Below are 12,797 nucleotides of genomic sequence, written 5' to 3' on the forward strand. Positions count from 1 at the left end.
TGGCATAGTTGGCTATCCTGTATAGAAAGGCTAAATGGCTATGATGAATTGGAAACAATATTCGTATGTGACAGCACTTTTGTTATTGACCAAGTTTTTTTGGTTCAGGATGTTTATTTATGACGATAAGAATCCGATAAGACTTATTTGGGCAGAGGCAAGCACGGTAGCAATTATTGTTGTTATTTTTGCCTTGCTTTTCTATAAAAGAAAAGTGTTGGCTTATGTAATAACGAACTTTCTCTTATCTACTTTTTTACTTGCCGTCGTTCTTTACTTTGATTATTACGGTAAAATTATGACCTTTGAAGCAATCAAACAAATTGGACAAGTAAAAGAAGTATCTTCAAGCGTTTTTAATTTGGTGAAACCCCAGTATTTTGTCCTGTATCTGGACTTGATTCTCTTTTATTGCTGGCATCGTTGGATTCAAAAGAACCAACAGCACAGTGAACAAGCGACGATGCACCTAGTGAAGAGATTAGGCATTATTTTAGGATGCTTACTTATTATCTTCACATTTGAAGGGGTAAAAGCTGAACGGACCGCTGATATTAAAAATGCAACGAAAAAGGCACAGCAACTGGGGCTTATTACGTATCAGCTCGAAACCTTTTTGAATGAAAAGGAAATACCGGTCTGGAACGAAGCATATGATGCGAGAATCAAACAAATCAAGGCTGAACGGGAGAAATCTCAGGTAAAAGAAATGTTTGGTGTCGCAAAAGATAAAAACTTGCTCGTCATACAACTTGAAGCATTCCAATCGATATTAATTAACCAGAAAGTTAATGGTGTAGAAGTTACTCCTAACCTGAATGCATTGATAAAAGAAAGCATGTATTTCCCTCACTTCTACCAACAAGTAGGGCAAGGGAATACATCTGATGCGGAATTTATCAGTAATACCTCAATATATCCGTTAGAAGATGCACCTATGTCAGAAACATTTGGTGATCGAGAAATACCAAGCTTGCCACGACTGTTGAATAACCAGGGTTATAAAACGATGACCTTCCATGTGAATAAGGTAGATTTCTGGAATCGTGACGAAATGTACCCGGCACTTGGGTTTGATCAATACTATGATACGGACTTTTTCGGATATGAAGATGTGGTTGGATTAGGACCATCAGATGAAATTTTATTCGATAAAGCGATGCCTGTTTTTGAAGAGACAACGAAGCAGCATCGACCGTTTTATGCGCAAATGGTGACACTAACTGGACATCACCCATTTGTTATACCAGAAGAAAAAATTGAATTCCCGTTACCAGAAGAAATGGTAGGAACGCAGATCGGGAATTACATTCAAACACAGCACTATGTGGATCAGCAAGTAGGGAAACTGATTCATGATATGAAACAGAATGGCTTATGGGAGAATACAGTGATCGCGCTCTATGGTGATCATTTCGGTATTTCACAAGATGAACCAGATAAAAACGGTAAAATGATCTTGGAAAACCTTTTGGGCAGATCATATGACAAAGCAGACGCTTTCGCTGTTCCCTTTATTGTTAAAGTGCCAGGAATGACTGAAGGCAAAACGTATGACACAGTAGGCGGTCAAATTGATATTATGCCTACCATTGCAAACCTGATGGGGCTTGACTTAAGCAAGGAAACATACTTTGGTCAAGATTTGGTGAATACGAAGTCGAATATGATAGGTGAACGCTTCTATATGCCAAGTGGTTCGTTCATTAACGACACCATGCTGTATACACCAGGACAAAGCTTTGAAGATGGGAAAGGGATTAACTACAGAACAGGGGATAGAAAGATTGACTATACTCCATATAAGGAGCAGTATGATCTGATGCTTGAGCTGCTAGAGATATCTGATGCGTATGTTCATCAACTACCTAAACGATGATAAACGAAATATGGTAATACTTCAGGCTGTTGAGATTACTCAACAGCCTGTTTTTATTCTCTCGCCGATGCAGAATTGTGTATAATAATTACATGGATAAAATATGCAAGAGAAGAGGGATACGATGAAAATTACCTATCATGGTCATTCTTGTGTTCATTTAATGGATGAAAATCATTCCATCATTATTGACCCGTTTATTACAGGAAATAAACTTGCATCGGCATCACCAGAGGATATTAAAGTTGATACCATCCTTTTGACACACGGTCATGGTGATCATATTGGTGATGCTGTACAAATAGCTAAAAATAACGATGCGACGATTGTTTGTGCTGTTGAACTTGCAACCTTTCTAGGATGGAAAGGTGCAAAAACGCTTGGATTTAACATTGGGGGCACAGTCCATTTGCCATTCGGATCTGTGAAAATGACACAAGCTTTTCACAGTACAGGCTACGTCGTGGATGAAGAACAAAAAATTGTATATACTGGAATGCCTGCTGGACTGATCGTAAAAATGGACGGAAAAACCATTTACCACGCAGGTGATACTGGTTTATTTGGGGATATGAAGCTAATTGGTGAGACAGCACAGCCGGATATAGCCTTTTTACCGATTGGTGACCATTTTACTATGGGTCCAGACGATGCCCTGCTAGCTGCCGGGTGGATTAATGCCAAGACAACGATCCCCATTCACTATAATACGTTTCCTCCAATTGAACAGGACCCACATCAATATGTTAAAGAATTAGGGTATCGACAGCAGATTGGAAAAGTATTAGAGCCAGGAGAAAGTTGGGAAGTGTAATGGATAACTTGCTTGAGCATGCTGTGCAAAATCTTGCTGATAGACAGCGTGGAATACTAGATCAGGAAAAATATGTGCGTACAGCAGTCCTTCTCCCCATTATCCGGGATAAAGAAGGGGATTGGGCCATATTATTCGAAAAACGAGCAAGTACTTTGCGTAATCAAGCAGGAGAAATATGTTTCCCTGGAGGTCATGTTGAACCACAAGATCAGAGTGAGTGGGAAACAGCCAAAAGAGAGACGATTGAAGAACTTGGCGTGGAAGCTGAAATGATTAAGTATGTGGCTGACTTAGACATTTTAGTCAATGCACACGATTTACTTGTCTATCCATATGCAGCTTTCCTCTCAATAGATCAGGGCATTGTTCCAGATCGTAATGAAGTGGACGAGGTTTTTTCGGTGAAACTAGCGAAACTGATCTCAATGGAACCTATAACGTATGACATGCAGATTCGGGTTGAACCGGAAGATAACTTTCCATTTCATCTAATCGCGAATGGACGTAACTATAAATGGAAAAATGGCAAGCGGAACACTCATTTTTACGAGGTGGATGGGAAGGTCATTTGGGGGATAACGGCCCAGATTCTTAAACACTTCTTGGAATTACTTAAACAGGACCCAGAGCTCTGTCAGAAGTTAGGTAACTAGCTATAATATAAGCTTGGTAGACTAGTACGAGTAAGGATTAGCAAATAGATTATCAGATATTACCTGAGCAAAGCTTGGGATCTGATGTGAGACGGAGGTATCTTTGCCTTCGTCTTTTTGTCGTTTAGCTCGTAATCGGTAAAAACTGGTCAAATGAATATCGATTAGAGTCTTTGAAAAGAAACCTACTAAAGCAGATCTCTAGTTGCATTTATCCTTTTCTAATAGCTCAATAATTTTATCAAGTTTCTTATTCATCTCGATAGAATGAGTCCTTTTTGCAGAAGAATGAATAAGTAGTCTTCGGACAAACAGAGTAAGCGAGACGATAAATAGAATAATGAGAGCAAAAATTACACTCAAGTAGATTATGGAGATAAAATTGAGATCAGTCATAGGAAATACCTGCTTTATTTTTTGATAATTCTAACATATTCTGGGTGTAAGCTGATCATGGGAGGGGAAGGGGAGTTGGAAAAGGTACATATTGAACTGGAACATGCAATTAAGCTAAGAGAGGAAAAGAATCTGCTTACTTCAAATGAAATTCTCGTTACACTAGTCAAAGAATTTCCAGAGAATGCAATCGTATCCTATCAGTGCGCATGGAGCTATGATGTTTTAGGTAAGGAAAGGGAAGCGGTACCTTATTATGAAAAAGCATTATCGTTAGGTTTGGAAGGAGAAGATTTAGAAGGTGCCTTGCTAGGCTTAGGAAGTACGTATCGAACGTTGGGCGAGTACGAAAAGTCTAAGAATATTCTTCTAAAAGGAGTGGAATTGTTTCCTGCAAATCATTCGATTAAAGTGTTTTATGCGATGACACTTTATAATCTAGGTGAACACAATAAAGCAATGGACATACTTTTAACAAGTTTGGTTAAAACATCTGATGATCCAGAAATAATAAAATATAAGAATGCCATACAATTTTATTCAAATAAACTAGATACCATTTGGGAATAAGATTACTGCTTGAAAGGGACTTCTTACTGGAAGTCCCCTTTTCTGTTATCTAACAAGTAGTTCGAAAATCAAAAAGTTTTTCAGTATAAATCAAAATATTTTGAAAATTATAAACAGTTGTGCAGGATTTATAAGAAAACAGTACGAAATGATTCTTGGAACAATCATAATTGCTGCTCTTTTTTCATAAGTAGAAGCTAGATAATTCGTAAGGAAATGTATGGCATTATATTCGTTTGTTAACTCTAAAAAGATGAAGGAGGAAAGCAATGAAAAGAAAGATAACTCTAGCGGTTAGCTATGTGCTGATTTTTTCTTTTGCTATTCAGTTACTGTTAGGTCCTAGCACTGTACAAGCAGCAGAGTCAGCCAATGCAACGGTAGAAACACAGATCAATTCGTTGCTAAACCAGCTTACAAAAGAGAGCGAAAGCAAAGGGATGTATGCGGGTATATCTGTATACAATCTCACACAAAAATCATGGATGTATCGTCATCAGGCAGACAAAGCCTTCGTACCTGCATCCAACATGAAAGTTTTTACATCAGCAGCAGCCTTGGATCAACTTGGACCTGAATATCGTTTCAAAACAGAAGTATATACGGACGGTAATCTGAATCGTAATGGTGTGTTAAAAGGAAACCTCATCTTAAAAGGATATGGCGATCCGACATTAGAACTGGAGGATTTAATAAAAATAGCTACAGAAATAAAAGCGAAAGAAATTACAAGCATTGAGGGCAATATACTTGTCGACGAAAGTTATTTCGATGAGACAAGACTGGGTCCAGGATGGATGTGGGATGATGAGGTGTATGGATATAGTGCGCAGTTATCTGGACTATCCCTTCATCAAAATGCAATTGATGCCATTATTACACCATCCACAAATGCTGGAGAGCTGGCTTCTATCAGCTTTTTACCCGATAGTGACTATCTAAAGGTACAGGCAAACGTCACAACCACAGAGGGTAAGGATCAAAAAATAAAAGTAGTGCGAGAACTAAGTACGAATAACCTAACTATCTCAGGCTCAATTGGAAAAGATGCTAAAGCCTACACAGAGGAAGTGACCATGGAGGAACCAGCTCTATACGTAGGAAAAACATTTTCAATGCTTCTAAAAGAACAGGGCGTCCAGATTTCCTCCAATAGTCAACTGCAAAAAACAGAGTGGAAAAAAGGAAAACCGATAGTGACTCACTACTCGAAGCCGATGTCCAGCATTGTAGAAGAGTTAAATAAAGAGAGTGACAATTATTATGCGGAAGCATTGCTTAAGACGATGGGAGCAACTAAGAAAAAAGAAGGAAGCTCTCAATCTGGTTTACAGGTGGTACGGTCTTACATGGATGAAGCCAAAATCAAAGAAAGATACCAACAATCGGATGGTTCAGGACTTTCCAGATTTAATTTGATCACCCCAAATCAGATGACCGAGCTCCTGATTCATATTCAGTCGGAACCATTTAAAGACGTATTTGAAAAAAGCTTACCAATAGCAGGTATAGACGGGTCTTTAAAAAATCGAATGAAAGGAACAGCAGCAGAAACGAAATTGATTGCAAAAACAGGGTCGATGAGTGGTGTAAATACACTATCTGGATATGTAACCGCTCAAAATGGAGATAAAATTGCTTTTTCCATTATGATAAACGGAATCTATAAATCTAAATATGCCACAGATTTGCAAAACGCAATCGGGAACATCCTTGCCACTTATCCAACGGCTGCTACTGAGGAGATAGCTGGTAGTGCTGATCATAAGAGTTATAAATTATCTTCTCTACTTGATCCGTTATGGGAAGATCCTGCTTTATCACAGCTTCATGTAGGGATGATGGTAACTTCATTGGATAAGCAGGGGGAGGAAGCCATACTATACGAGCATCAGGCAGACCAATGGTTAACGCCTGGGACTGTACTCAAGCACCTGACGACAATGGCAGCCCTTACTCAGTTAGGGGAAAATCATCAGTTTTCGACGGAACTGTATGCATCTACATCTGTTAACCCAAATGGAACATTATATGGAGATATCATCTTAAAAGGGTTGGGTGATCCTTCATCTATTACAGATAAACAGAGTACTACGAATCAATTGTCAGCCCTCGATCAACTAGTCGGGCAATTAAAAGAGAAGGGTATCAAACAAATCGAAGGAAATATTTTAGTTGATGATACCTATTTTGATAATGAAGTACGTGGGCTCGGCTGGGCATGGGATGAAGAAGAAAATCTCCCCCGAGTTGGTGCGTTACAGAGTGACAATGGCTTTATCACACTAAGTTTTCAACCAGGAAAAAAGGTGAATAGTCCAGTAAGCTTCGATATGTGGCCAAAAACAAATTATGTGACCCTGTATAATGAAGCAACCACTGGAAAGTCTGGTTCGCCCAACACATTTGCCATTACTAAAAATAGGGGCACAAATATTATCCGTCTGATTGGTTCTTTATCGAAGGATGCATTCGCTCAGTTGGAGAAAGTTGCGGTAGAAGATCCAGCTGTATTTACAGGAGTTCTGCTGATGCAGAAATTGAAAGAGGCAGAAATTTCGCTTGCACCCAAGACCAAAATACTGGAGCAGACCGTTCCGGCAACTGCCATAAAAATTGGACAGGTACATTCTTCATCGCTTCGAGAATTGATCGTTGAAATGAATAAAGAAGATAACCATCTTTATGCAGAAATGATCAATAAATTCGTAGGGAAAAGCAAAGCAGGTGAAGGAAGCGCTGAAAAAGGCATAAGCGTCATACAAAATATGCTAACATCTTGGGGACTTTCAACTGAATTTGACATGATGGATGCATCTGGAGTCACCCGATATAATCTGATTTCTGCTCGTCAACTTAATAATGCCTTGGTTAAAATGGCATCACAGCCTGAATACTTATCTTACTATAATTCTTTACCGATAGCTGGTGTTGATGGTACCTTAAAGAACCGCTTTACAAATACACCTGCCAGTTCCAATCTGCGAGCTCTCTATTCTAAGACTAAAAACCTGACATCCATTTCAGGATACCTTACTACCAAGGGAAATGAGAGACTGGTAGTAACTTTAATCCTAAATGGCGATGTAGCTGATCCGCAGTCATTGGTTCGTCTGGAAGACCGAATCATGGCGCTGTTGTCCACCTATGAGTAACAAAGTGCTTCAATAATGGTTTTACCCGATAATACGATAAAGCCGTTTCCCTATAAGCGATAGGCTTATAGTAAGGAAACGGCTTTATAACTGTTTTGTTATTGTTGATTCCACATCTTTTTCATGTAATCAGTTTTTTTCCACTCTCTCTGAAAGAATTTTTCAAGTTGAGATGTGGTTAGTCGTCGATACAATTTTTTGCGAAGAAACCGTTCTACCATATGTGGAAATGCCAGGTCTAAATAAAGTAATTTTAGCTGAGAAGAGGAAAGTGGATTTTCTTTTTGATAAGCATGCAAGTATGATTCAAATATGTCTTTTGAAAAGCTTTTCTGAGACTCCATGATACGAAAAAACATACGTCCTATATCTTTTGAAACATAATCGTGACGAACGTCTTCCCAATCAATTAGGTAATACTTTTTCTTACTATTGATTACATTAAGTGGATGATAATCACCGTGGCATAATGGTTTTTTATCAATAGGAAGGGTTTTCCATTTTAAGTAGTAGGCATCTTGCAAAAGCTGTTGCTGTAGGAACTTACCAGTATTAATAAAACGGGGTAAGTATTTCGTGATGATTTTCATTTTTTTAGAGGTAGAATGTAGATGATGGGAGTTCCAATTTTGTAACGCTCTTATATCTAGTTTATATTCTCGTTTCCAATTTTTACTTTCTGCATACTCCTTCGCCTCTTCATGCTGAAATCCAACCGATAAATGGTGGAACCGACCGATTGTTTCTGCGATTTTTTTAATGGACCTCGTTGACAAAGGGGAGGGAGAACTGCCAGTTATATATTCTTGCAGTACGTACCGTTTCTTTTTGTAAGTAATAAATGGTTTATCTTTCAGCGTACGATGTTCCAGGGGTATAGCTACCCCCGTTTTGTGCAAAAATTCTTGAGCTTCATGAGAAAATATAAGTCGATTCGCCTGGTCTGATTGCCCCTTCAATATATAGGTACCCTGATCGGTGGATAGTAATAAGATATGTTTGCCAAATCGATTTTTCAAGGTTTTTACGGATAGAACCTGTAAACCGTAGTGTTTCCGAATCAAATGGGTAAGCGTAAGATTCATCGCAATATCATCCCCTTCTATTCAGCTTATGATGGGTTGGAATAATTGGCACAAAAAGGAGTCAACAAGTATTCAGAGCAGATAAAGATAATAGACTAGGCTTGAGACAGGCTTTTGTTACGATTTGACACATTTTGATCACAAGCATACAATGATTTTAATAACAGCAGGTTTGGTAATAACAGAGAGGATAGGGTAGAGGGGGGTAATGATTCAATGGGTAAAGCATTGATTGTGATAGATTACACAAACGATTTTGTTGCTGATCAGGGCGCATTAACTTGTGGGGCACCCGGACAAGCTATAGAAGATCGAATCGTTAGCTTGGTAGAAGAATTTTTACGTGAGGATAATGAGGTTGTTATGGCGGTAGACATGCACACGGAAAATGATGAATATCATCCGGAGACAAAACTATTTCCACCACATAACATCATTGGAACAAATGGGCGAGATTTATATGGCAAGTTACACGATGTGTATCAATCAAACAAATCAGCTATTTACTGGATGGATAAAACAAGATATAGCGCATTTGCTGGAACAGACTTGGAAATAAGATTACGGTCGAAAGGAATTACGGAGCTTCATCTGGTTGGTGTATGTACAGATATTTGTGTCCTGCATACAGCTGTTGATGCGTATAACAAGGGATTTTCCATTGTAATTCATGAAGACGGTGTTCAAAGTTTTTCTGAGGTTGGGCATCAATGGGCTTTGCAACATTTTAAAAATGCGATAGGTGCAACAATCGTTCGCAAATAAAGGAGTTGCCTACTGTGAAGTACGACAATCTAACATTACATACGGATAAGTATCAGATCAATATGATGTACGCGCACTGGAAGAATGGAACCCATAATAATATCCGCGTATTTGATGCATATTTCCGGAAACTTCCTTTTGGCAACGGCTTTGCAGTTTTTGCTGGCTTAAAGCGGGTCATTGAATATATTGAAAACCTTCATTTTAGCGAGCATGAAATCAATTATTTGTCCAAACAAGAAGAAGAGTATGATCCAGCTTTTCTTGAAATGTTAACTACATTTCGTTTTACAGGGAATCTTCGTTGTATGGCTGAAGGGACTTTGGTTTTTCCAAATGAACCCCTTCTCCAGGTAGAGGCACGTGTAATGGAGGCGCAACTTGTAGAGACAGCTATCTTGAACTTTATCAATTATCAAATTCTTATAGCCACTAAAGCTGCGAGAATAAGACGTATTGCACCAAATGATACCTTGCTTGAGTTCGGAACACGTCGAGCACAAGAAGCAGACGCAGCTATCTGGGGAGCTCGTGCGGCATATTTGGCAGGATTTGATGCTACCTCCAACATGATGGCAGGCATGCTATTTGATATCCCAACCAGAGGGACGCATGCTCACGCTTGGGTACAGGATCATCCTAGTGAGGAAGAGGCTTTCCAACGGTTTGCTGATGCATTGCCAAATAATGTGGTTTTATTGGTTGATACGTACGATACGCTAAAAAGTGGTATTCCCAATGCGATTAAGGTAGGGGAGAGACTGCGTGCAAATGGTAAAAAGTTAAAAGGTATCCGTTTAGACAGCGGAGACATTGCCTATTTATCCCGGAAAGCCAGAGCAATGCTAGATGCTGCTGGATTTGAAGATGCCTCTATCTTTGCATCGAACGATCTTGATGAAAATGTAATTTTTAACTTAAAAATGCAAGGGGCACAAGTGGACTCATGGGGAGTTGGAACGAGGCTGATTACGGCAGAGGATAATCCAGCCCTTGGTGGTGTTTATAAGGTAGTTGCAAAAAAGGAAGGAGAACAGTACCTTCCTACCATTAAAATATCAGGTAACCCTGAAAAAATAACTACTCCTGGTAACAAACGTGTCTACAGAATTATTAACAAGGATACGGGAAAAGCAGAAGGAGATTACATTGCCATGGTGGAAGAACAGGTGCATGGACTTCCACGCATCATGCTGTTTGATCCCGTCCATGTGTACCTGCATAAATTTGTGGAAAACTATGAGGCAATTGAATTATTGCATGACATTTTTGTTGACGGCAGGCTAGTGTACGACTCACCAACATTGGATGAAAGTAAAGATTACTTAATGAAGCAGTACAACTTATTTTGGGATGAATATTTACGTAAGCTTAATCCTGAGAAATATCCTGTAGACCTCAGCCAATTGGTATGGGATACCAAAATGAAGCTGATACAGGAATGGAGACAAAAGTAATCGTTATATTTGTAACGTGTTTCACATACTGAGGTAATAAGAAAAAGCTCTTCACAACCGCCAGTTTTTTTGGCTACATGTGGAGAGCTTTTTCTCATTTACATACAGTTATTATTGCAATTATTTTAGTAATGGAGATACTCTTAAAACTCATTAGTTATCACCAGCCTATTTAATAGACATCGATTAGGGTGTATCAAATGGTTGTGAAGGTAAATGTATGATGATTGTTGTTCCTTTACCCATTTCACTTTCAATCTCCATTTCCCCTCCGTGATTTCGAACCAGACGCATGGTAATGGGTAGTCCCAGACCAGTGCCACCTTCTTTTTGAGAGAAGAAAGGGTCCATCACTTTCGATAGATACTCAATAGGGATACCATCGCCAGTATCCGTAACCTTAATCGTAATACTAGTCTCATTCTCTTCACAGTAGATCGTCACGTTACCACCTTCAGTCATGGCTTCCATACTGTTCTTAAGCAGATTGAGCAATATTTGCTTCATCTGCTCCTGATCTACGTACAATTTCAAATCAGGAGAACAAGAATAACTAATTTCAACGCGGCGAAGCATGGCTTCTCCTTTTGAGAGAGTGAAGATTGATTGTAACAATTCAAGGGCAGATGTCTCTTTATAGATTGGCTTTGATGGTTTAGAGAGCAAGAGCATCTCTGTAACAATTTTATTAACACGTTCAATTTCCTGAATAACCAAGGGTAAATGGAATTCGTTTCGTTCCTCTTTCGTCAACTTTTGCTGTAACAATTGCATAAACCCAAATATGACGGTGAGAGGGTTACGTATTTCATGTGCAGCACCTGCAGCCAACTGGCCAACCATGGCTAGTTTTTCTGACTGGTGCATATAGATTTCTACTTGTTCTTGTTCTGTAATATCAGTTAGAACGATCATCCAGCCAATGTTCCCTTTTTGGTTGTCCAATAGAGGAACATAAGAGACGAGGGCAAGGAAGCTATTACCATCTTTATGGAGAAGTTCCATCTTTTTGTTTTCAAACCAATATGTTTCTTCCGGATATTCGGTTTGTAACCATTCCCATCCTTGCCCCTTGATCGTAGTCGGAAGACTGGCTTCATCCAGTAAAACAAGATCTTGTGCTTTTCGGTTAATGTATAATTCTCCCGTAATAGCATGACGTGTAATAACTCCGACTGGCAGTGAATCTAGAATTTGTTCTCGAACATGTTTTTCCTGTGCCAGAATCTGATTCTGTTTTTCACCCTGTTTGAATAATAAAGAGATATTACGTGACATCTTGTTACATTCTTGGGCAAGCTCATAAAATTCATCCTTACTACTATAAGTAATTTGCTGTCCGAACGTTCCTTTTGACACCTCTCGTACTTGAGTGAGGAGCGAGCGAATTGGTCGCATCAGTTCTCTACGGAAATATAACGTGCAAAATAATCCGAAGAGAATAGATGCCACAGAAATGGTATATGTAATAATAAGAGAAATTTTCATTTTCTGGGTGCTTTTTGTAACTTCATCAGATGTGTTTTTCTCTATTGTACGAAGAGATAGACTGACGATCCGTTCAAGATGAATAAGTTTAGGTTCAACTTCTGTTCGCAACACGTACGTGACAGCCTCAAAATTCTCTGCTTTCAAAAGAGGATTAATTTTGTTTAAAAAGATATGGTCCAGCTCGGCAATCAGATCATAAATTGCGAAGAAGTCTTTATTTCGCTCATTCCGCTCGATATTTCGAAAAGAATCTCGTAACTCAAACTCTGTATAATACTTTTCCAAATAGTCGGCATCTCTTGTTGGTACATACATTTTGAGAGCATACATTTTTGTATACAGTTGATTTTTCATTCCTAGCAAAGCATTCGTCTGTGGAATAATATGCTCCATTAAATACGTTTCCTCAGAGGTTACTTTAGTAATTTGATAACTGTTTAAAATGGCAACAGAGCCAATCAGCAGCATCATAACAAAATAGCTGAGCATCATTTTCATCTGAAAGCCCATGTTGCGAAAAGGGGACATC

General features: G+C 38.9%; 10 protein-coding genes. 7 read left to right on the forward strand and 3 right to left on the reverse strand.

Annotated elements, in window-relative coordinates:
* Positions 1-40 precede the first annotated feature (40 nt).
* From LM917_RS09395 to LM917_RS09405, 3 genes are all read left to right on the forward strand, one after another.
* The gene (locus LM917_RS09395; RefSeq protein ID WP_232697249.1) at positions 41-1,879 is read left to right on the forward strand and encodes an LTA synthase family protein; all 1,839 of its coding nucleotides are present in this window, start codon (positions 41-43) and stop codon (positions 1,877-1,879) included.
* A gap of 124 nt (positions 1,880-2,003) precedes the next feature.
* Positions 2,004-2,693, forward strand: coding sequence for a metal-dependent hydrolase (locus LM917_RS09400; RefSeq protein WP_232697250.1), 690 nt, complete (start codon positions 2,004-2,006; stop codon positions 2,691-2,693).
* Positions 2,693-3,349, forward strand: coding sequence for an NUDIX hydrolase (locus LM917_RS09405; protein ID WP_232697251.1), 657 nt, complete (start codon positions 2,693-2,695; stop codon positions 3,347-3,349). The genes LM917_RS09400 and LM917_RS09405 overlap by 1 nt, the downstream gene beginning before the upstream one ends.
* Positions 3,350-3,550: 201 nt before the next feature.
* Here the strand turns inward: LM917_RS09405 and LM917_RS09410 are convergent, their stop codons facing one another.
* On the reverse strand, positions 3,551-3,745 hold the full coding sequence (locus LM917_RS09410; protein WP_232697252.1) for a DUF4083 domain-containing protein: 195 nt from the start codon (positions 3,743-3,745) through the stop codon (positions 3,551-3,553).
* 75 nt (positions 3,746-3,820) lie between these two features.
* Here LM917_RS09410 and LM917_RS09415 point away from each other — a divergent pair, with 75 nt between their 5' ends.
* Together LM917_RS09415 and dacB are read left to right on the forward strand one after the other, a co-directional pair.
* Complete coding sequence (locus tag LM917_RS09415; RefSeq protein ID WP_232697253.1) at positions 3,821-4,315, forward strand: tetratricopeptide repeat protein; 495 nt, start codon at positions 3,821-3,823, stop codon at positions 4,313-4,315.
* 269 nt (positions 4,316-4,584) lie between these two features.
* On the forward strand, positions 4,585-7,470 hold the full coding sequence (gene dacB / locus LM917_RS09420) for a D-alanyl-D-alanine carboxypeptidase/D-alanyl-D-alanine endopeptidase (RefSeq protein WP_232697254.1): 2,886 nt from the start codon (positions 4,585-4,587) through the stop codon (positions 7,468-7,470).
* 98 nt (positions 7,471-7,568) lie between these two features.
* Here the strand turns inward: dacB and LM917_RS09425 are convergent, their stop codons facing one another.
* On the reverse strand, positions 7,569-8,555 hold the full coding sequence (locus LM917_RS09425; protein ID WP_232697255.1) for a YutH/CotS family kinase-like spore coat protein: 987 nt from the start codon (positions 8,553-8,555) through the stop codon (positions 7,569-7,571).
* A gap of 216 nt (positions 8,556-8,771) precedes the next feature.
* Between LM917_RS09425 and LM917_RS09430 the strand changes: the two genes are divergently transcribed.
* Together LM917_RS09430 and LM917_RS09435 are read left to right on the forward strand one after the other, a co-directional pair.
* A complete protein-coding gene (locus LM917_RS09430; protein WP_232697256.1) occupies positions 8,772-9,320 on the forward strand; it encodes a cysteine hydrolase family protein in 549 nt (182 codons plus the stop codon).
* Between the two features lie 14 nt (positions 9,321-9,334).
* A complete protein-coding gene (locus LM917_RS09435; protein ID WP_232697257.1) occupies positions 9,335-10,777 on the forward strand; it encodes a nicotinate phosphoribosyltransferase in 1,443 nt (480 codons plus the stop codon).
* A 186-nt stretch (positions 10,778-10,963) separates the two neighbouring features.
* Here LM917_RS09435 and LM917_RS09440 read toward each other — a convergent pair whose 3' ends face one another.
* On the reverse strand, positions 10,964-12,796 hold the full coding sequence (locus LM917_RS09440; protein WP_232697258.1) for an ATP-binding protein: 1,833 nt from the start codon (positions 12,794-12,796) through the stop codon (positions 10,964-10,966).
* Position 12,797: the final 1 nt, after the last annotated feature.

The organism is Brevibacillus daliensis, assembly GCF_021245735.1.
GTDB classification, from domain to species: domain Bacteria; phylum Bacillota; class Bacilli; order Brevibacillales; family Brevibacillaceae; genus Brevibacillus_B; species Brevibacillus_B daliensis.

Excerpts from the sequence above, each read along its gene's own strand:
- LM917_RS09395 (WP_232697249.1), top strand. The coding sequence starts at position 41 with ATGATGAATTGGAAACAATATTCGTATGTGACAGCACTTTTGTTATTG.
- LM917_RS09400 (WP_232697250.1), top strand. The coding sequence starts at position 2,004 with ATGAAAATTACCTATCATGGTCATTCTTGTGTTCATTTAATGGATGAA.
- LM917_RS09405 (WP_232697251.1), top strand. The coding sequence starts at position 2,693 with ATGGATAACTTGCTTGAGCATGCTGTGCAAAATCTTGCTGATAGACAG.
- LM917_RS09410 (WP_232697252.1), bottom strand. The coding sequence starts at position 3,745 with ATGACTGATCTCAATTTTATCTCCATAATCTACTTGAGTGTAATTTTT.
- dacB (WP_232697254.1), top strand. The coding sequence starts at position 4,585 with ATGAAAAGAAAGATAACTCTAGCGGTTAGCTATGTGCTGATTTTTTCT.
- LM917_RS09425 (WP_232697255.1), bottom strand. The coding sequence starts at position 8,555 with ATGAATCTTACGCTTACCCATTTGATTCGGAAACACTACGGTTTACAG.
- LM917_RS09430 (WP_232697256.1), top strand. The coding sequence starts at position 8,772 with ATGGGTAAAGCATTGATTGTGATAGATTACACAAACGATTTTGTTGCT.
- LM917_RS09440 (WP_232697258.1), bottom strand. The coding sequence starts at position 12,796 with ATGTCCCCTTTTCGCAACATGGGCTTTCAGATGAAAATGATGCTCAGC.